The sequence below is a fragment of the Chloroflexota bacterium genome (assembly GCA_016235055.1).
GTDB lineage: Bacteria > Chloroflexota > Anaerolineae > JACRMK01 > JACRMK01 > JACRMK01.
In genome coordinates, this window is record JACRMK010000028.1 from 19,289 (window position 1) to 38,176 (window position 18,888).

Consider the following 18,888-nt stretch of genomic DNA (forward strand, 5'->3'; position numbering starts at 1 on the left):
ACAACCGCATGGGGACATGCCCATCACAAAACAGTACAATACCAATCCGCGTCGAGATTGTACCGCGGGCTTGTCGTGCACAGGACATGCACGACAGGTCAATTGGACATTCTCAAATTGACACAGGTTTGCACGGGTCAGAGGCTCAAGCGCAAGCAGCCACGCTACGCCGTCGCCGGATCGACAGCGACGCAGCGCGCCACGTCGGCATCCAGCGCGAGTTCGGTCTCGTCGACGCGCACGACAAAAGCGGGGTGGCGCTGTACGAGGGTGATGACCTGGCCCGGCGCAATGCCGTACGCCATCAGGCGTTCGCTGCGTCCGGGGTGGGTCGCGGTTAGATGTGTGACGCAGGCAGACTGGCCCGACGCGAGGTCGGCCAGCGTCAGGACGCTGCCGGATGCGTCAGGCGTCATCGGGTGCCTGTCGCGCTTTGGCGAAGCGGTTCAAAAGCCGCTTGATCATCTGCACGCTCTGCGCCCGGTCGGCGTCGGCGATCTGGTAGCCGCAGCGCGGGCAGCAGACGAACGAGCACGCGCCGTGCAGAGGGCACGCGCTTGGACATGCGTCGCCGGCGGCCGGGTCGAACTCAAAACTGCACAACGGGCATTTCATCTTATGACCACGCGCGTAGCACGAGGTTGAGCACGCCGCCGGCCGCGAACGCGAACGGGAAGATGAACGCCGTGATCGCGAGCGTCGTGCGCCAGCCGCGCTCCTTGACCATCACGAAGAAGTTGGCGATGCACGGCACGAACAGCGTGAGCGTGACCAGCGCGACGATGATCTGGTTCGGCGTCAGCAGACCCTCGCGCGCCATCAGGAAGAAGCCGGCCGCGCCGTAGTCGCGCCGCAGGAACCCGATCAGGAACGCCTCGGTGGCGACTTCGGGCAGGCCGAGCCAGCCGACAATCAGCGGCGTTGCCAGCGCCTTGAGTGCGGTCAGCGCGCCGGACAGGTTCAGCAGGAAGAGCAACACCGTGCCGCCGACGAATAGCGGCAGCACCTCTTTCAAATACCACTCCATGCGCGCCAGCGTCTTGACCAGCAGGGGGCCGATGCGCGGCACGCGGATCGGCGGCAGCTCCAAAATGAAGTCCGACGTGTTGCCCGGCACCACCTTCGCCGCCAGCCAGCCGACCGCCAGCAGGACGCCGGCGACGACTCCCGTCCAGATCAGCGTGGCGCGCGCGTCGAGCCCGCCCAGCATACCGAGCACCACGCCGAGTTGCGCCGAGCACGGCACGCCGAGCGCCAGCAGCAGCGTGACCAGGATGCGGTCTTTCTTCGTCTCCAGCGTGCGCGTCGTCATGGTCGCCATCGTGTCGCAGCCGAGGCCGAGCACCATCGGCAGCACCGCCTTGCCGTTCAGCCCCATCGCCTTGAAGACGCGGTCGGCCATCACTGCCAGCCGCGGCAGATAGCCGGAATCCTCCAGGATGCCGAAGGCGATGAAGAAGGTGAATACGATCGGCAGGATGATCGCGAAGCCGTAGGTGAGTGCCACCGTGATGACGCCGTAATCGCCGACGAGGAAATCCTGTACAAGTGGAAACGGCACCCAGTCGCGGACAAGGCGGACGGCCGCCGGATTGATCCACTCGCCGAAGAGCGTGCCCTCGACGTAGTTGACCAGGGTGCCCGCGCCGAACTTGCCGACGAACATGTACATCGCCACCAGCACGGCGAGCAGAATCGGGATGCCCCAGACCCGGTGCACCGCCAGCCGCCCGAAGCGAGCCGCCAGCGAGTCGTCCGCGCCGAAATCGCGCTGCGTGACGGCCGGCACGATCGTGTCGATCCAGCGGGTGCGGCTGTTCTGGATGGCGCGCGAGAGCGGCTCGGCGCGCTGTGTCTGCAATTCGGTACGCACCGCGACCAGATCGCCCAGCGCGGCAGCGCCTGCGTGTGAACGGACCCATTCGTCGATGGTTGGATCGCCGGCCAGGAACATGACGGCGATGGCGCGCAGGTTCGCAAGGGGCAGCGCGTTGCCCGCGTGACGCGCCTGCCAAACCGCCTCGATGCGGGCGATGGCGGCCTCGATCGGCGCATCGTACCGGACCAGCGCGCGTGCCGGCGCCGGCGCGTCGAGCGCCGCCAGCAGTTCAGCCAGTCCCTCGCGTTTCGTCGCGGTCGTGGTCACCACTGGCGCGCCGATCCGCCGCGACAGCGCGGCGGCATCGACGCGGATTCCGCGCCGGCGCGCTTCGTCGGCCATGTTGAGCGTCACGATCAGCGGCACTGCCGCTTCAGCCAGTTGCGACGTGATCAGCAGGGCGCGGCGCAGGTTCTTGGCGTCGGCGACCTGCACAACCGCGTGCGCGCTCTCGTCGATCAGCACATCGCGCGTCACCCGCTCGTCGTCCGACAGCGGCTGCAGCGAATTGACGCCCGGCGTGTCGATGACGGTGCGGTCCGGCTGCGTGCGCGAGCGCCCGCGCATGATCTCGACGGTCGTGCCGGGATAGTTGGCCACCGTCGCGTAGGTCCCGGTCAGCCAGCCGAAGATGACCGATTTGCCGACGTTGTGGTTGCCGACCAGAACGATGTTGGAGCCGCCGCTTGAGGCGGCAAGAGTCGAAGGGGAGTGGCAGGTCATAGGTATCTCCACATACTGACACTACCTATTATGGTCAATTCCGTATGTACGGGCAGGGACGAATGTCACTATTTTTATGGGACAAAACATAGAAACGCGGAACTGTCCCCAATATGCCTAATTCTGTGGTGCCTGGGTGTCCAGGGGAAAACTGGTCGATGCGCCCGGAGCGCACCTCCTCGGCGGGACGATGGCCCGTATCTCCATCAATCTGAGGTCAGCGCTGCGCGGGCGGCCGTGGCGCTCTCCGCGATGACCTCGTCACTGTGCGCGGTCGAGACGAACCCGGCCTCGAACTGCGACGGCGCGACGTACACGCCGCGCTCCAGCAGGGCGTGGAAGTAGCGCGCGTAGCGCTTCGTGTCCGAGCGCTTGGCGCTCTCGTAGTCGGTGACCGGTGTTTCGCTGAAGAACGTGGTAAACATGCCGCCGATGCGGTTCTGCTGCACCGGTACGCCCGCCGCCCGCGCGCCATCGGCGATGCCGCGACAGAGGTCGGTCGCCATGCGTTCCAACGCGGGGTAGACGCCGTCGCCATGCAGCACGCGCAGCGTCGCGATGCCGGCCGCCATCGCCAACGGGTTGCCGGAGAGCGTGCCCGCCTGGTAGACTGGGCCGCTCGGCGCGATCATCTGCATGATGTCGCGCCTACCGCCGTACGCGCCGACCGGCAAGCCGCCACCGATAATCTTGCCGAGGCAGGTCAGGTCGGGGCGCACGCCGTACAGCGCCTGCGCGCCGCCGAGGCCGACGCGAAAGCCCGTGATGACCTCATCGAAGATGAGCAGCGCCCCATGCGCGGTCGTCAGTGCGCGCAGACCTTCCAGGAAGCCAGGCTGCGGAGGCACCACGCCCATATTGCCGGCCACCGGCTCCACGATGATCGCCGCGACCTGCCCGCGATTGGCGTCGAGCAGGCGCTCGACCGCCGGCAGATCGTTATACGGCGCGGTCAGCGTGTCGGCCACGGTGGACGGCGGCACGCCCGCCGAATCCGGCAGGCCGAGCGTGGCGACGCCCGATCCGGCCTGCGCCAGCAGCAGATCGGCGTGGCCGTGATAGCCGCCCGCGAACTTGATGATCTTCGCCCGGCCGGTGAACGCGCGCGCCAGCCGCAGCGCCGACATCGTCGCCTCAGTACCGGAGTTGACCATGCGTATCAGTTCCAGCGAAGGCATCGCGCCGGTGATCAGGCGCGCCAGTTCGACTTCCAGCGCAGTCGGCGCGCCGTAGCTCGCGCCGCGCGGCGCCTGCGCGCAGATCGCCTCGACGACGGCGGGATGCGCGTGTCCGAGGATGAGCGGCCCCCACGAGAGCACGTAGTCGGCATAGCGGTTGCCGTCGACGTCGAACAGGTAGGGGCCCTCGGCGCGGTCGATGAAGCGCGGCGTGCCGCCGACGCTCTTGAACGCGCGCACCGGCGAGTTGACGCCGCCAGGGATCAGCGATTGTGCTTCAGTGAATAGTGCCTGTGATCGTTCAGTGTTCATAGTTGAATTGGTATTTCTGCCGGTCGCCATGGCCGGCGAGTCTGCGGGCGGTAGTATGGCTGCGATAGTAGGACGGCTTGCTTATACTGTTTCAAATGGAAAATGTCTCCACGTGCATATCGCATGAGCACGCGGCACGCCGCCAAGTTCTGCCCTCCCCCCGGCCCCCTCCCAGCGAAGCTGGGAGGGGGGAGCAAGTCACTGGGGAGGTGCGCGGCGGCGTAGCCGCCGCGCACCTCCCCGTTAGTTTTTTGCCCCTTCTCCCCCGCGCGCGGGGGAGAAGGGGCCAGGGAATGAGGATGTCGTACAAGATCTCGACGTGGTCGCAGATGAAGCCGACCGGCTGGACAAGGAAATTGCGCTTGCCCTGCCCGGCCAACTCGGTCATGACCTGCCCGACCTCCGGGCCGAGCCACTTCTCGCCGGTGCTGCCCGCGCTCTGGAAGGCGAAGCAGTGGCTGACCGGGCGGCCGATGCGCGGCAACAGCGCGCTCACCGTGTCCAACAGTTCCTGCGGGTATGGATCGCCGCTCGCCTGGATGCGCTCCGGCAGGCTGTGCGCGCTGAAGATCAGTTCGACGTCCGCGCCGTCGAAGCGCGCCAGCGCGGCGCGCGTCTTCTCGGCCAGCGCGTCGAGGAAGAGTGGGTGCGTCTTCCACGATGTGATTTCGGCGACCTGCACGTTGGGCGCAAGCTGGTCGCGCGCTTCCTGCAAGCGCTGGTGATACGCGCCGACGCTCATCTTCGAGTAGTGCGGCGCCAGCACGAGCGCCACCAGCTTCTCGATGCCGTCGGCGGCGACCTGCGCCATGGCGTCCTTGATATACGGGCGCCAGTGCCGCATGCCGACGTAGACGCGGAAGCCGTCACCGAGCGCCGCCTGAAGCGCGCGCGCCTGCGCCTGCGTTAGTTCCAGGATCGACGAGCGCCCGCCGATCAGTTCGTAACGGTGCCGGATCTCGGCCAGGAACGGCGCGGGTATCGGCCGCCCGCCGCGCACGTCGAGCAGGTACGGCTCGATCTCGTCCAGCGAATTGGGGCCGCCGTAGGCCATTAGCATCACACCCGTCGGTTTCGTCATGGGTTCAGTTCGTCCATTCATGCACCATGTCCACCACCGCGCGCACGTTGTCCACGGGCGTCTCCGGCAGCAAGCCATGGCCGAGATTGAAGATGTGGCCGGGGCGTCCGCCGGCCCGGCGCAGAACGTCGCGCACTTTGGCTTCCAACACGTCGCGCGGCGCGAACGGCGCGAGCGGGTCGAGGTTGCCCTGCACCGCGACGTCGCCAACCGTTTGCCAGCCCTGGTCGAGCGGCACGCGCCAGTCGAGACCGACCACGTCACTGCCGGCTTCGCGCATGTGCGGCAGCAGCGTCGCTGTGTCGGTGCCGAAGTGAATCGTCGGCACGCCGCTCACGGCGCGCAGGATCCGCTGCGAGTAGGGCAGGACGTATGCCGCGTAATCGTCCGGCGACAACTGCCCGACCCAGCTATCGAACAGTTGCACGGCCTGCGCGCCGGCCGCGACTTGTGCGTTGAGGTAGTCCGCGACCACTGTAGCCAACCGGTCCATCAGTGCGTGCCACGTCGTCGGGTCGCCATACATCAGTTGCTTGGTGCGCCGGAAGGTGCGCGTTGCGCCGCCCTCGATCAGGTACGACGCCAGCGTGAACGGCGCGCCGGCGAAGCCAATCAGCGGCACATCGCGGCTCTCCAGCGCGCGGCGCAGGCGGCGAATCGTCTGCATGACGTTGTCCAGGTCGGTGGCCGCATCAACCGCACGTAGATTCGCCACGTCGGCGGCCGTGCGCACCGGGTTGTGGATCACCGGTCCCTCGCCGGCAGCAAACTCCAACTGAATGCCCATCGGCACCAGCGGCAAAAGGATGTCGGCGAACAGGATCGCCGCGTCGACGCCGAGAATATCGACCGGTTGCAGCGTGACTTCGGCGGCGACGTCCGGGCGGGCGCAGATCTCCAGCAGGGAGAGGTTCTTGCGGATAGCGCGGTACTCGGGCAGGTAGCGGCCGGCCTGCCGCATGAACCACACGGGCGTGCAGTCCACTGGTTCGCGACGGCAGGCGCTCAGGAAGCGCGCGGTCACTGCCAGATCGCCGCCGCCGTTTCGGCGCTCAGGTACGTGGCGGTGTGCAGTGGCGTGTCGCTCAGCGTGTAGGCGCGCGCGTCGGTGCTGCGCAGCTCGGTCACCAGTTCGGAGAAGCGCGCGAGGTTGTCCATCTCGTACACGACGACGAACTCCTGGTCCTGCAGGCCGGTCGAGTAGAGCAGCAACTGGCTGATCTCTTCGTACTGCTTGCCGACGCGGATATGCGAGTTCATCATGCCCTGCCGCGACTCGCGGCCCATCAGGTACCACTCGGTCGTCTTGGTGAACGGGTACATGACCAGGTACGGCTTGCGCGCGTCGCCGAACGGGTCCATCTCCTGCGCGGAGCGCTGCGACTTGGAGTACTGCGACGGGCGGGTGAAGCCCCAGAGCGTGCGGGTCACTTCGAGGTAGGCGCGATGCGGATTGGTGGCGCGCGCAAAGCTCTCGAAGAAGTGTTGTGCCGCGCCGGTATCGTCGGCGGCCAGCGCGCTCCAGACCAGCAGGTCAGCGCCGTGCTCGGTCGGGAAAACCTGAAACAGGAAAATTTTCTGCGCGGCGTCGCGCAGGCTCGCCATCCAGCGCTGCCACAGCTCGGCGCGCGCCGGTTTGGCGAGCGTCCAGTAGGCGTCCTTGAACGTAACCAGCGCAAAGTGACTCAGCGTGCGCTGGGGAGTTTCGTCAACCGTCACGTGTTCCGTCCTTGAAAAAGGGGATGATCTACTGCGCCTGTAGCCATTGCGCGGCGTCTTTGGCGTGGTAGGTGATGATCATGTCGGCGCCGGCGCGGCGAATGCCGGTCAGCAGCTCCAGCGTCACAGTGCGCTCGTCGATCCAGCCGTTGCGCGCGGCGGCTTTGACCATCGCAAACTCGCCGCTCACGTTGTATGCCGCCACCGGCAGATCGACGGCGTCGCGGCACTGGCGCACGATGTCGAGATACGGCAGCGCCGGCTTGATCATCACGGCGTCGGCGCCCTCGGCCACGTCAAGCGCGATCTCGCGCATTGCCTCGCGCGCGTTGGCAGGATCCATCTGGTACGACTTGCGATCGCCAAACTGCGGCGGCGAGTCGGCCGCCTCGCGGAACGGGCCGTAGAAGCCCGAGGCGAACTTCGCGGCGTACGCCAGGATCGGCACGTTCTCAAACCGGTTGGCGTCGAGTGCCGCGCGAATAGCGGCGATCTGCCCGTCCATCATGCCGCTCGGCGCGACGACGTCGGCGCCGGCCGCGGCGTGCGAGACCGCCACGCGCTGGTAGTATGCCAGCGTCTCGTCGTTCTGCACGCTGCCGTCGCGGATGATGCCGCAGTGTCCGTGGCTGGTGTACTCGCACATACAGACGTCGGTCATGACGACCAGCTCGGGCACGGCGCGCTTGATCACGCGCACCGCTTCCTGCACGATGCCGTCGTCGGCGTAGTTCTCGCTGCCGACCTCGTCCTTTTGAGCCGGCAGGCCGAACAAGATGACCGATGGGATGCCGAGCCGCGCGATCGATTCGGCCTCGGCGGGCAGGCGGTCGAGCGACCAGTGGTAGTTTCCGGGCATCGAAGAGATCTCGGCCTGGATGTTGCTGCCGTGGACGACGAACAGCGGGTATATGAACGCATCGGCGCTCAATGACGTCTCGCGCACCATGCGCCGCAGCGCGGGCGTGCGTCGTAGGCGGCGCGGGCGGTGGAGCGGCGCGGGCGCCGCGCCCGCCATGGGTGCTACGGCGGTCGTGCGCAGGGATTGGGACAGTACAGTCATGCGGAGACCTTTCGTTCGTAGTGTTTGACCAAAGCGGCGACCAGGCCGTCTAGCGTGTGTTCAGCAGCCTCGACATGCACCGGCAGGCCGGCGCGTCTTGCGCCAGCCGTGGTTGCAGGCCCGATCGAAGCGATGAGGGTGCTCTCAGGCAGCGGCTTCCCGGCCAGCAGTGCGGCCAGGCTTGCCGCGGCCGAGCCGCTCGCCAGCGTGATCGCATCGGGCCGCAGTGAATCCAGCGTCTGCGGGGGCGCGACGCCAACCGTGCGATACACGATCGCTTCGGCCACGTCCGCACCCGCGTTCGTGAGCGAGACGGGCAGGTCGCGCGGCGCGTCAGCCGGGCGCACAATCAGAATGCGCAGGTTGCGCACATCGCCAATCGCTCCGGCGATCTGTGCGGCGCGGTACTCGGCCGGCATCGCGTCGACGCGTATGCCGCGCCGGTCGAGCGCGGCCGCGGTCTGCGGCCCTACCGCGGCGACCTGCACACGGCCCGGCCATGTGCCCATGCCCGGCCGGTCGCAGAAAAAGCGCACGCCATTCGCGCTGCTGAAGACGACCCAATGGTATTGCGCCGGCGTCCCAACTTCCGCGTCGGCCGCCGCCGAATCAGACGGCGCGAACGCAATCAGCGGCCACTCCAGCGGCTCGGCGCCGTGGGCGCGCAGGCGCGCTGATAGCTCGGCGCACTGCTCCGCCGCGCGCGTAATCGCGATCCGCAGGCCGTCAAGCGGACGGCGCACGGTCATGCGCGGTCTCCATCAAAGCCCGCCCGCCCGCCGCCAGCAACTGCGCGGCCAGTTGCGCGCCCAGCGCCTCGGCGCTCGCGATGGGGCCGTCGCAGGCGCCGCGCACGATCTGTTGCCCATCGGGACGGGCGATCAACCCGCGCAAGGTGACGGTGTCGCCCGCGCAGGTTGCATACGCGCCGACCGGCAGCGTGCACCCGGCGCCGAGCGCGCGCAGGAAGGCGCGTTCCGCATCGGCGGCGGCGCGCATCGGCGCGTTCTCGAGCGCGGCATGCAGCATGTTGCGCGTGGAGGTGTCATCCGCGCGGCATTCGATTCCCAGCGCGCCCTGGCCCGCGGCGGGCAGCATCTCATCCGCGCCGAAATACTGGCTGATGCGCCCGGCCAGTCCCAGCCGGATCAAGCCGGCGGCCGCGAGCACCACCGCCTCATATTGGCCTTCATCGAGCTTGCGCAGGCGCGTTTCTACGTTGCCGCGGATCGATGCGACGACCAGATCCGGCCGCATGGCGAGCAGTTGCGCGCTGCGGCGCTGGCTGCTGCTGCCGACGATCGCGCCGTTGCGCAGGCCGGACAGCGGCGCGCCGTCGCGTGTGACCAGCGCGTCGCGCATATCGGCGCGTTCCGTGATGGCGGCCAGCACCAGTCCGGCGGGTTGCGTCGCCGGCAGGTCTTTCAGGCTGTGGACCGCCAGGTCGAACTCGCCGTTCAGCAGGCGGTCTTCGATGTCGCGCACAAAGACGCCGCGGCCGCCTAGCGTAGCGAGCGAATCAATCCGGTTGCGGTCGCCCTCGGTGCGCACGATCACGATTTCGCACTCGACGGCCGGGAAGTGGGCGCGAATCGCCCGGATCGTCTCCTGCGCCTGCCAGAGCGCCAGCGGGCTGCCGCGCGTGCCGACGTTAATGGCCATGCGACTCGTCCAATGCAAAAAGCTGCCGGAGCGTTGCGGCGACCTGCGGGCCGTCGGCTTCCTGCGCGTGCGCTTTGAGGCGCAGCGTCGGTTCGCGCAGCAGCCGCCCGACGATCGCCGCCGTGATCCGCTCGACCAGTCTGCGCCCGTGAGGTGTCAGTTCTTGCAGGCTGCCGAGGTGATCGGTCAATTCGCTCTGGCGGATCTGCTCGGCGCGCTGGTGCAGCGCCGAAATCGTCGGGGCGACGGCCAGCGCGCAACGCCAGCGCTCGAACTCGTCGGCTTCCGCTTCGACGATCTGCCCGACAGGCGCCAGTTCGGCGCGGCGCTGATCGAGGTTGCGCGCGGCGATGTCGCGCAGTCCGTCGAGGTCGACCAGTTGCACGCCCGGCAGCGCCGCCACGGCGGGTTCCACGTTGCGGGGCATCGCCAGATCGATGATGCAGAGCGGCGCGCCCCGCCGGGTGACGGCGGCTGCAACCATATCGGCGGTCAGGATGGGACCGGTGGCGGCGGTGGCCGTCACCACCAGGTCATGCGTCGCGAGTTCGCCGGCCAGCGCACTGAGGTTGACGCTGCGCCCGCCGAACTGTCCGGCGAGGACGGCGGCGTTCGCCGGCGTGCGATTGGCCACACTGAGTTGCGTGACGCCTGCCGCGTGCAGGCTCTGCGCCGCCAGCAGGCTCATCTTGCCGGCGCCGACCAGCAGCACGGCCAGCGGCGCCAGCGGCCCGATCAGTTCCTGCGCGCGCGCCACGGCCACCGCGCTGACAGACAGTGAGCCTTGCGCAATGTGCGTCTCGGTGCGGGCGCGCTTGCCGGCGCGCAGCGCCTGCCGGAACAGCGCCGACAGCACCGGTCCGCAGGTGCCATTGTCCGCTGCAAACTCGAACGCGTCGCGCAGTTGCGCCATGATCTGCTGGTCGCCGACAACCAGTGAGCGGGCGCCGGCAGCGACGGCACATACATGGCGCGCCGCGTCGCCATCGGAGTACGCGAACAGGTGACTGCGCAGCAAGGCCAGGTCGATATGGTGGAAGTTGGCGAGGAATCGATCCAGCGCCGGTCGCGGAGACGCGGCCGGGTACGCGACGTACAGTTCACTGCGGTTGCATGTGTCCAGGATGACGGCTTCCGGCGCGATGGTTAGCAACTGCAACAATGCGGCGCGGCGCGATTCAGCAGTGTAGGTGAGCCGCTCACGCAGCGCGACCGGCGCGCTGGCGAAGTTGACACCCATCACAGTAATACGCATCAGGGGAGGCTCCATGCTCGAGTGATTTGGCACAGATCAACTGCCACAGCGCGAGAAACAGCTCGGATGGATCTCGCGTCTGGGAGTATCAATGCACTTCGATACGCTAATAGAAACGACTACAGGCCATGCGCCGATACATGGATTCGTGAAATATATGTAATTCTGAACAAGAGACAGAATTGACAAAACATTGCACAGATTCTATGACACAATTAATCCTATGTCAATCAAAATGGGTATGTATTTGGGTCTGAAATTGGGAGCGAGCTTCCGTAAATCAGACGCAAACCACAGGAATGTTACGGGAAATTGAGGGGGACTATCGCCGGTCTGGGGATCGGCCGGAATCCACGGGGCATCGGTGCCGACCGCCGTGATGCGCGTCGGTGCACCTGGGCTGTGCATTATGTGTGTCTGGCGGCAGTGGCGTGCAAGCCGCTGACACGAACTGATGGCGCTGCCGGCGGTGAGCGGGAACAGACATGCTCTACGCGCGCCGCCGCGCCAGCCAGAGCCGCGCGCCGGTGACCAGCAGCCCGATCCCGCCAACGCCGAGGCAGGCGACCGTGATCAGCAGGGTGGTCTGGTACGTTTCGCGGGCGCTGTGGATCTCCTGGCTCTGTCCGCCTGGCACGTCCCACGTCTGGGGCGATGCGCCGGGGCCGGCTTGCCACGTCACGCGCGCGTTACTTGTCGCGCCGAGACTCTGCCAGCCGGCGCGATACTGCTCCAGCGCGCGCAGCCGCACGCGCCGCGCCAGCTCCAGCGTCTCGTCGCCGGACGGGGCCGCAAGGGCCGCCAGCACACGGTCGATCGCGGCCAGCTTGTCGCGCGCCAGGCGCAGTGTTTCGACCAGATCATAGCGCGCGTCCAGCCGTTCATCGGACGTGAATGCGCCGGACTCGCTCGACACGGCCAGCACCGGAGGGGAAAGCACGGCGCGCAGGAGCGCCAGTTCCGGCGCGGCCGGCAGGTCGGCGGCGGCCACAGGGCCGACGGGCAGGCGCAGCGTGAGCGCGTATCCATCGCCGTCGGTTGACACGCTGCCGCCGTTGGACGGTACGCGATCCACATACGCTTGCAGGAGGTCGCGGTGCGCGTCCGATGCGCCCGGGAACGGGAGCGCGCGCAGGCTAATCGTCTGCTCGTCGCCGGCGATGATGATGGTCGCCTGCATGTGGTTGAATTGCGGCTGGTACGCGCTGCGTTCGGCGTTGGCTTCCGGGCCGATCGCCTCGGCGGCGATCATCCGCAGCGCCTCGGTCCACTGGCCCGCGTCGAGCCGCTGCATCACCAGCCCGGCGTTGGCGGCGCGCGCTTCGGCGTCGATCTGCGCCTTGGTGACCCGGGCCGAGTTGGCGCTGCGCGCCATGTCCAGCAACTCCAGCGCGCCGGCAAACAGGCCGCCGCGCCGCGCCGCCTGGGCCAGCACGAAGGCATGCTGCGCCACCGCATCACGCGCCTCGGTCAGGGCCGGGGCCGCCTTCAGCACGGCGCGCCACTGATCGAGCGTGGCGGCGCGCGCGCCGTTCGCATCGAACACGGGGCCAAAGTCGCCGCGCAGGCGCGCATCGTACAATCGCGCCAATTCCAGCGTGGCCGTGAGCACGGCCGGCTCGACCTCGGCGGCGCGCTGGTAGGCGGCAGCCGCCTGCGCAAAATCGACCGCGCTCTGGGTCGTGCGCGCCAGCTGCTCGAATGCAGCGCCTAGCGCCAGCGCCGCGCGCGCGTCGGGTCCCTGCGCCAGTGCGGTGCGCGCACCGGCGATCTCGCGCCAGAGGCGCGGCTTGATCATCTGCACCACGAGCGGCGCGTCAGGATTGTAGTCGCTGAACAGCCAACTGATGGCACGGCCGTCGAAGCTGCTGCCGGGCGGCGTGACGGCGCGGAACTGCTCGGACGCGGTGAGCGCCGGGAAGCGCACCGTAAAGCGCGCGCTGCTGACGAAGCCTTTCCAGTTGATGGCGGGCGCTTGCGCCATCGCAACGACTGGCAGCACGCCGTCGCCGAGATCCTGGCGCAGCCGCACCTCGACCGTGCCGCGGTCGTCCTCGGTCAGCGTCATCGGGAAGGTGAGCCAGCGCACGTTGCGCGTCTCGCTGCCAATCTTGAGCGGCTGTGTCAGCGGCTGCAGCGCGACCGGACTGCCGTCGACGGAGACGGCGAACTGCGAAAATGACCGGTCGTTCCATTCGGCGCCGCCGCCGCCCCAGGCTGGAAAGCCAAGCAGCATGACGGCCTGTGTCAGTTTGTCGGTGTTGTGCAGCTTGAAGGTGAGGACGCCGGTCACGACGGTGGCCGCGCCCGCGTCGCCCACGGCGAGGTCGAAGATCTGCGCGGCCATCTCCACGTTGCGGGTGCCGGTGATCGGCGCGAGCGTGACGATGGCGCTCTTAAGACCGGGTTCGGGGCCGGCGGCGTGCAGCGGCGCGACCAGCAGTCCCGCCAACAGTGTGGCTCCGAACAGGAGCAGCCCGGCGGCGGCGCGGCGCAGGCGCATCACGGAATGGCCGGCGCGGCGAGCGCCGCGTCGGGCACCGACAGTGTGACCCGCGTGCCCTGGCCGGTCGTCGACTGGATGTCGACGCTGCCGCCCAACTGCTCCGCTCGCTCGGACATATTGAGCAGCCCCAGGCTGCCGCGCTTGTCGTAGGTGGAGCGCACGGCAGCTACGTCGAAGCCGGGACCGTCGTCTGCAATGACAACCACCAGCCGGTCCCCGTCGCGCTGCACGATGATGCGCACCCGCGCGCCGGGCGCGTGCTTCTTGGCGTTGCCCACCGCTTCCTGAACGATTGAGAAGACGGTCTGATCGCCACGGCCGGGCAGGTGCAGCGGCGCGCAACCGACTTCCAGCCCGACGTTGAGTTCGCGGGCGTCCTGCAGGCGCTTGACGAACATCTCCAGCGCGGGGAAGAGTCCCTGCGTTTCCAGCACCACCGGTCGCTGGCTGAAGAGCAGCCCACGCACCTGCACGAGCGCGCGCGTGGCCAGATCTTCCAGGCCGGTCAACTCGTCCTGCACCATGGCGGTGGAGCCGTCGGCCAGCAGCGCCTGCGCAAAGCGCACATTCATGACCATCGCCGACAGCAATTGGGCCGGGCCGTCGTGAATCTCGCGCGCGAGCTCGCGCCGCACTTCTTCTTCCACGGCCAGGATGCGATTGCGCTCGTTCCAGAGGTGGCGGTACAGTCGCGCGTTCTCGATAGCGACCGCCGATTGCGCCGCCAGCACGGCGAGCAGCCCGGCGTCGTCGTTGTTGAACGGCTCGCCGCTGCGCTTGTTCAGCAGCTCCAGCACGCCGATCGTCTTGCCGGCGACGATCAGCGGTGCGGCAATCAGCGCGTGGGTGTGGTAGCCCGACGATTTGTCGAAGCTGGCGTTGAAGCGCGGGTCGCGGCTGACGTCGTTCACGATCAGCGTCTCGCCGTGCGTGAACGACCAGCCGGCGATGCCCGACGTGGGGCTAAGGCGCTTGCCTTCCAGTTGGCCTTTGCCGTCGCCCTCGATGACTTCGAAGACTAACTCGTCGGTGGACGCATCGTGCAGGAAGAGCGTGCCGCCGCCGGCCTGCATCACCTGCAAACCGGCCTGCAGCACGCGCTGCACCAATACATCGAGGTCGAGCCCCGACGAAAGCTGCTGTGCAATCGTCTGCACGGCCTGCAGCGCGGCCAGGGGGCCGCCGGCGCTGATCGCCGGCGTCTGCACGTCGAGCGTTGAGTTCATGGCGATGTCGGACGGTTGTCTCACCCCGATTGGCGGCTAGTTCAGGCGGGCCTGCGGCTGGGTCTGGAACAACTGTTTGATCTGATCCAGCGACCGGTAGGCTGCCTCTTCGCCCAGACGGATAAAGTCGCGCGCGCGCTCGAATTCGGTGGAGTTGTAGATCTCCACGCTCGGCCGGATGACGACGTTGGCCGGGCTCATGCGCGTGCGGATCATTTCCGATTCCATGACTTCCATCATGCTCATCAGCACGCCGAGCAAGTTCGGCTCTTTGCCCTCGCGCTTCATCGCTTTGCGCGACAGGCGGTCTTCCAGGCTCGGAATCACGACCGAGGCAATGATCACATCGGCGCCGCGCCCGGACAGCACGCTGGTCGGCACCGGGTTGATCGCGCCGCCGTCGATCAGGAAGCGCGACTCGACGCGCGCCGGCGCAAACACGCCGATCACCGACATACTGGCGCGGATGGCGTCCACCATCAGGCCTTCCGAGAACACGACTTCCTCGCCGGACACGACGTCGGCGGCGACGATGTGCATCGGGATCTTAAGCTCCTCAAAGCGCCGGTTGCCGATGAAGCGTTTCAAGTAGTTGACCGTGCGGTTTCCACGAATCAGCCCCGAGCGCGGCGGAAACGCGAAGTCCCACAGCCCGGCCTTCAGGCCCGCCATGTGCTGCAGATCCAGCGCAAAGCCGGTCAGTTCGTCGATCGTCATGCCCGCGGCGTAAAAGCCGCCGAACAGCGCCCCCGCGCTGGTGCCCGCGATCATATCGATCGGGACCTTGGCTTCCTGCAGGACTTTGAGCACGCCGATATGGGCGATGCCGCGCGCGCTGCCCGACGACAGCGCCAGCCCGACCGACTTGCGCGCGATGCGGCGGGCCAGCGGACCGATCTCGTCGGGCGTGTCCGCCACCACCCAGTGTTTGTGCGCGGCCAGCACCTGTTTCCACTGTGCGTTGGGAGCGCCGACCTGCACCGTGATGTCGGCCAACTCCATCGCCTTCATCGTCACTTCGGTCGCGCGCGGCATCAGATGCATCAGGATCCAGTCGAAGTGATCGACCTGGGCGCTCAACGCCTCGGACAGTCCCGGCGCGCTCATGGTTACCGGCGCGTCCACGATCTTGACAGCCGGGTTGGTCACCGGGCCGACCGGCGCCTGTCCGCCGTCCAGCTTGAGCGCAAAGACCGTTCCGCCCGTCTGCTGCGCCAGGCTGTCGGCCAGCGCCTCAATCTTACCGCCGACGATCGCCGCGATCTTGTATGACTTGACGATGACCGGCCGGTGATCGGTAAATGACAGCCGGCGGCTCAATTCGCGACTGAACATCAGCGAGATCGACGGAAACTGCACCAGCAGATTGTCCAGGTCGGTCTTGTGGAGCACGAGCAACTCGGCATCGATGGTGACCTTGACGGTCGCCGAGCGGCGCTCGCCTAGCAGCAGTGCCATCTCGCCAAAATAGCTGCCGGGGCCGAGGTAGGAGAGGATCTTGTCCTCGGTGCCAGACTGGGCTATTACGGCCACCTGGCCGGACTCGATGAGGTACATCGCATTGCCAAGCCCGCCTTGCACGAACACCACGTCGTCCTTCGCGAATCGCTCGCGGTGCAAATTGGCGGCGACCGTGCGCAGGATATCGTCCGGCAGCCCGCTGAAAAACGGGATACGGCGTAAATCGGCCAAGTTTGATTCAGACATAATCAGTGGAGCGGAAAGAACGGTCATACGGCTCTCCCATGCAACGATGACGAGCGACTGCCATTGCGGCTCGCCGGATCAGCACCGCAGCTCGTTTCTCCGCGCCATTGCGGGAATTATACCGCCGTTGGAAGGCGGACGCAATACAATGAAGCCGTCAGGCAGGGCTTTTCCAAAGTCCAAGCGTGCGCGGCCCCCAACCCTCCCTTCCCCTGTTCGCCGCAATTGCGAACGCGGGAAGGGAGTCAATTCCCTCGCCTGCGACGCCGGCGATGCGGCGGGGCTTCGGGCCCCGCCGCGCTTATCGGTCAGCGGCGCGAAGCCGCTGACCAGCGCGTCGCGGGAGAGGGTTGGGGAGAGGGCAAATCCGACTTTGAAAAGACTCTGAACTGTCAGGGTTCACTGGCCCCGACCCGCCAGTGTCCGCCGCCCGTTGCGCGAAAACACCATCGCACGCACGGACGCGCCCGGAATAGCGGCGGAAAGGCCCAGCCCTTCGGCTGCGGTTGTTTCCATGATACAATCCCTGACACGAGGATGCAATGGTACTTAAGGTACTTTCCTTCTTCACACGCGCCATAAAGAGTTTTGTGTGGGGCGTTGGCCTCTGCCTCGCGTTGACGCTGGCGGCCACGCCGGACCACTTTGCGCCCGCTGACCGCTTTGATGTCTACCTGCGTACCGTAGCGCCGGAATACCGCTTCGACCTGGCGACGTGGATTGTGTCTGCTTTTGTCGGCAAACTCGGCGACCGGTTCCCCGATGCCACATCGACCTGGAGCACGGCGCAACGGCAGGAACTGGTCGACCACTACTTTGCGCTGGCGGCCGAGGAAGAGCAACTGCGGGGCAAGCTGCTACAGCAGACGGCGGCTTCCGCGCCGGCTGGCGAGCTTGCCGCGCTCGACAAGCAGGTGGCAGCCAAGCGTAGCGAGAAACTGGCACTGGAGCACGACGCTGAACGCATTATCGCCGAACAGATCGAGCACTCGGCGCAGGCCGAAGGCCTGACCTATGACCTTCCGCTGAACCCGCAGATCATTCTGCCGCCGGTTGCGTTCAAGTTTGTCGCCCCGCCGTTGCTGCTCGTCATGTCGCCGCCCGACCACATCATGCAGAAGAAGACGGTACAGTTGCAGCCGGCCATGTCAATTGGCGAGCAGGAGCGCGTTGAGGGTCAGGCCGACCGGTTGAACGTGGTGTCGTTGGTGGTGCCGATTGGCGGCATGGGCACGTATCCGACCATGGTGCTGGAAACGTCGTCCAAGGAGTGGACGATGGAGGTTGTCGCGCATGAGTGGACGCACAACTACCTGGACACGCGGCCGCTCGGCATGAACTATGCTGAAGAGGCGGACAACGGCGTCATGCGCACGATCAACGAAACGGTGGCCAACATCAGCGGGCAGGAGCTTGCCCTGCGTGCGCGCGGCCTGCCGCCGCCGGATTACGCCGACAAGCCGGACCGGCCGCGAGCGTCGTCTCCCCAGCCGCGCACGCCGCCCGAGTTCGACTACAACCGCGAAATGCGCGACACCTACGCCGCCGTGCAGTCGCTGTTGAAAGATGGCAAGATCGCGGAAGCGGCGGACTACATGGAGGAGCGGCGCAAGTTGTTTGTGTCGCACGGCCACGCGTTGCGCAAGCTGAACCAGGCGTACTTCGCGTTCTACGGCTCGTATGCCACGGGCGATGGGGTGGGCGCGGAGAATCCGATCGGCGGGGAACTGACGCGGCTGCGCCGCGCCAGCGGTTCACTGAAGGCGTTCCTCGACAATATCGCCTATGTGTCGAACTTCAAAGAGTATCGGGCGTTGCTGCGGCGGTTGGGGGTGCCGGAGGGCAAACGTTAACGGCGGCTAACGGATCACGAGCGGCCGGAAGTACGCGACTGCGATGCCGATCAGCGCGCCGGCCACGACTTCCATCGGCGTGTGGCCGAGCAGTTCGCGCAGGCGTGTCTCGCTGATCGGGTGGCCCTGGAACAGTTCGTCGATGATCTGGTTGAGGATGCGCGCCTGCGTCATCGCCGCGCGGCGCACGCCCGCCGCGTCGTACATGACGACGACGGCCAGCACAAACGCCACGGCAAAAGCCGTCGAGCCGAAGCCCTCGCGCATGCCGGCGGCAGTGGCCGTGGCGGCGACAGTTGCTGAATGCGTACTTGGCATGCCGCCCATGGTCGCCAGGTATTTGAAGTTGATGCGGCGCTCGCGCACGGTGTAGAGCGCGAATTTCAGCACCTGCGCGATCAGCCAGCCCCAGAACGCCGAGACCAGGACCGGATTGCTAGAAATATCGTTCACGATTCGTCGTCTTCTGCGTCATCCGCGAAGGCGTCGGCATCGCCGGCCTCGCCAGGTTCGGGCTGCAGCTTGCGCACGCGCAACTCGGCCTCTTCCAGTTGCTTCTCCAACTGCGCGGCGAGCTTGATGCCGCGCTCGTACAGCGCGATCGACTCTTCCAGCGACAGGTCGCCGCGCTCCAGCTTTTCGACCGTGCTGTCCAGTTCATGGAACGCCGTTTCGAAGGACGGCGCCTTGCTGCTGCTCTTAGGCATCACAAACCTCGGTTCGA

At 66.9% G+C, this 18,888-nt stretch carries 17 protein-coding genes; 1 reads left to right on the top strand and 16 read right to left on the bottom strand.

Annotation, left to right across the window (positions count from 1 at the left end; genetic code table 11):
- Positions 1–164 precede the first annotated feature (164 nt).
- The 14 genes from HZB53_07250 to HZB53_07315 all read right to left on the bottom strand — a co-directional run bounded on the left by HZB53_07250 (position 165) and on the right by HZB53_07315 (position 16,338).
- Positions 165–416 (bottom strand): ferrous iron transport protein A, encoded by a 252-nt coding sequence (locus HZB53_07250; GenBank protein MBI5877430.1) that lies wholly within the window; start codon positions 414–416, stop codon positions 165–167.
- The gene (locus HZB53_07255) at positions 406–615 is read right to left on the bottom strand and encodes a hypothetical protein (GenBank protein MBI5877431.1); all 210 of its coding nucleotides are present in this window, start codon (positions 613–615) and stop codon (positions 406–408) included. Before HZB53_07255 ends, HZB53_07250 begins: the two co-directional genes overlap by 11 nt.
- A 1-nt stretch (position 616) precedes the next feature.
- Complete coding sequence (gene feoB, locus HZB53_07260; protein MBI5877432.1) at positions 617–2,602, bottom strand: ferrous iron transport protein B; 1,986 nt, start codon at positions 2,600–2,602, stop codon at positions 617–619.
- Positions 2,603–2,808: 206 nt separating this feature from the next.
- The gene (gene hemL, locus HZB53_07265; protein ID MBI5877433.1) at positions 2,809–4,092 is read right to left on the bottom strand and encodes a glutamate-1-semialdehyde 2,1-aminomutase; all 1,284 of its coding nucleotides are present in this window, start codon (positions 4,090–4,092) and stop codon (positions 2,809–2,811) included.
- 91 nt (positions 4,093–4,183) lie between these two features.
- Positions 4,184–5,173 carry a ferrochelatase gene (gene hemH / locus HZB53_07270; GenBank protein ID MBI5877434.1) on the bottom strand — a complete coding sequence of 330 codons (990 nt, stop codon included), beginning with the start codon at positions 5,171–5,173 and terminating at the stop codon, positions 4,184–4,186.
- Between the two features lie 4 nt (positions 5,174–5,177).
- Positions 5,178–6,197 (bottom strand): uroporphyrinogen decarboxylase, encoded by a 1,020-nt coding sequence (gene hemE, locus HZB53_07275; GenBank protein MBI5877435.1) that lies wholly within the window; start codon positions 6,195–6,197, stop codon positions 5,178–5,180.
- Entirely contained in the window at positions 6,194–6,892 is a 699-nt protein-coding gene (locus tag HZB53_07280) for a chlorite dismutase family protein (protein ID MBI5877436.1), read from the bottom strand. The genes hemE and HZB53_07280 overlap by 4 nt, the downstream gene beginning before the upstream one ends.
- A 28-nt stretch (positions 6,893–6,920) precedes the next feature.
- A complete protein-coding gene (hemB, locus tag HZB53_07285; GenBank protein MBI5877437.1) occupies positions 6,921–7,910 on the bottom strand; it encodes a porphobilinogen synthase in 990 nt (329 codons plus the stop codon).
- Between the two features lie 41 nt (positions 7,911–7,951).
- Positions 7,952–8,704 carry a uroporphyrinogen-III synthase gene (locus tag HZB53_07290; GenBank protein MBI5877438.1) on the bottom strand — a complete coding sequence of 251 codons (753 nt, stop codon included), beginning with the start codon at positions 8,702–8,704 and terminating at the stop codon, positions 7,952–7,954.
- Positions 8,682–9,617 (bottom strand): hydroxymethylbilane synthase, encoded by a 936-nt coding sequence (hemC, locus tag HZB53_07295; GenBank protein MBI5877439.1) that lies wholly within the window; start codon positions 9,615–9,617, stop codon positions 8,682–8,684. The genes HZB53_07290 and hemC overlap by 23 nt, the downstream gene beginning before the upstream one ends.
- Positions 9,607–10,872, bottom strand: a complete 1,266-nt coding sequence (locus tag HZB53_07300; protein ID MBI5877440.1) for a glutamyl-tRNA reductase — start codon at positions 10,870–10,872, stop codon at positions 9,607–9,609. The genes hemC and HZB53_07300 overlap by 11 nt, the downstream gene beginning before the upstream one ends.
- 490 nt (positions 10,873–11,362) lie before the next feature.
- Positions 11,363–13,378: a hypothetical protein gene (locus HZB53_07305; GenBank protein ID MBI5877441.1), complete on the bottom strand. Its 2,016-nt coding sequence runs from the start codon at positions 13,376–13,378 to the stop codon at positions 11,363–11,365.
- The gene (locus HZB53_07310) at positions 13,375–14,604 is read right to left on the bottom strand and encodes a GAF domain-containing sensor histidine kinase (protein ID MBI5877442.1); all 1,230 of its coding nucleotides are present in this window, start codon (positions 14,602–14,604) and stop codon (positions 13,375–13,377) included. Before HZB53_07310 ends, HZB53_07305 begins: the two co-directional genes overlap by 4 nt.
- A 36-nt stretch (positions 14,605–14,640) precedes the next feature.
- Complete coding sequence (locus HZB53_07315) at positions 14,641–16,338, bottom strand: cyclic nucleotide-binding domain-containing protein (protein ID MBI5877443.1); 1,698 nt, start codon at positions 16,336–16,338, stop codon at positions 14,641–14,643.
- Between the two features lie 515 nt (positions 16,339–16,853).
- Here HZB53_07315 and HZB53_07320 point away from each other — a divergent pair.
- On the top strand, positions 16,854–18,164 hold the full coding sequence (locus HZB53_07320; GenBank protein MBI5877444.1) for a hypothetical protein: 1,311 nt from the start codon (positions 16,854–16,856) through the stop codon (positions 18,162–18,164).
- A 6-nt stretch (positions 18,165–18,170) separates the two neighbouring features.
- Here HZB53_07320 and HZB53_07325 read toward each other — a convergent pair whose 3' ends face one another.
- Positions 18,171–18,620, bottom strand: coding sequence for a divergent PAP2 family protein (locus tag HZB53_07325; protein MBI5877445.1), 450 nt, complete (start codon positions 18,618–18,620; stop codon positions 18,171–18,173).
- Positions 18,614–18,871 carry an exodeoxyribonuclease VII small subunit gene (xseB, locus tag HZB53_07330; protein ID MBI5877446.1) on the bottom strand — a complete coding sequence of 86 codons (258 nt, stop codon included), beginning with the start codon at positions 18,869–18,871 and terminating at the stop codon, positions 18,614–18,616. Before xseB ends, HZB53_07325 begins: the two co-directional genes overlap by 7 nt.
- Positions 18,872–18,888: the final 17 nt, after the last annotated feature.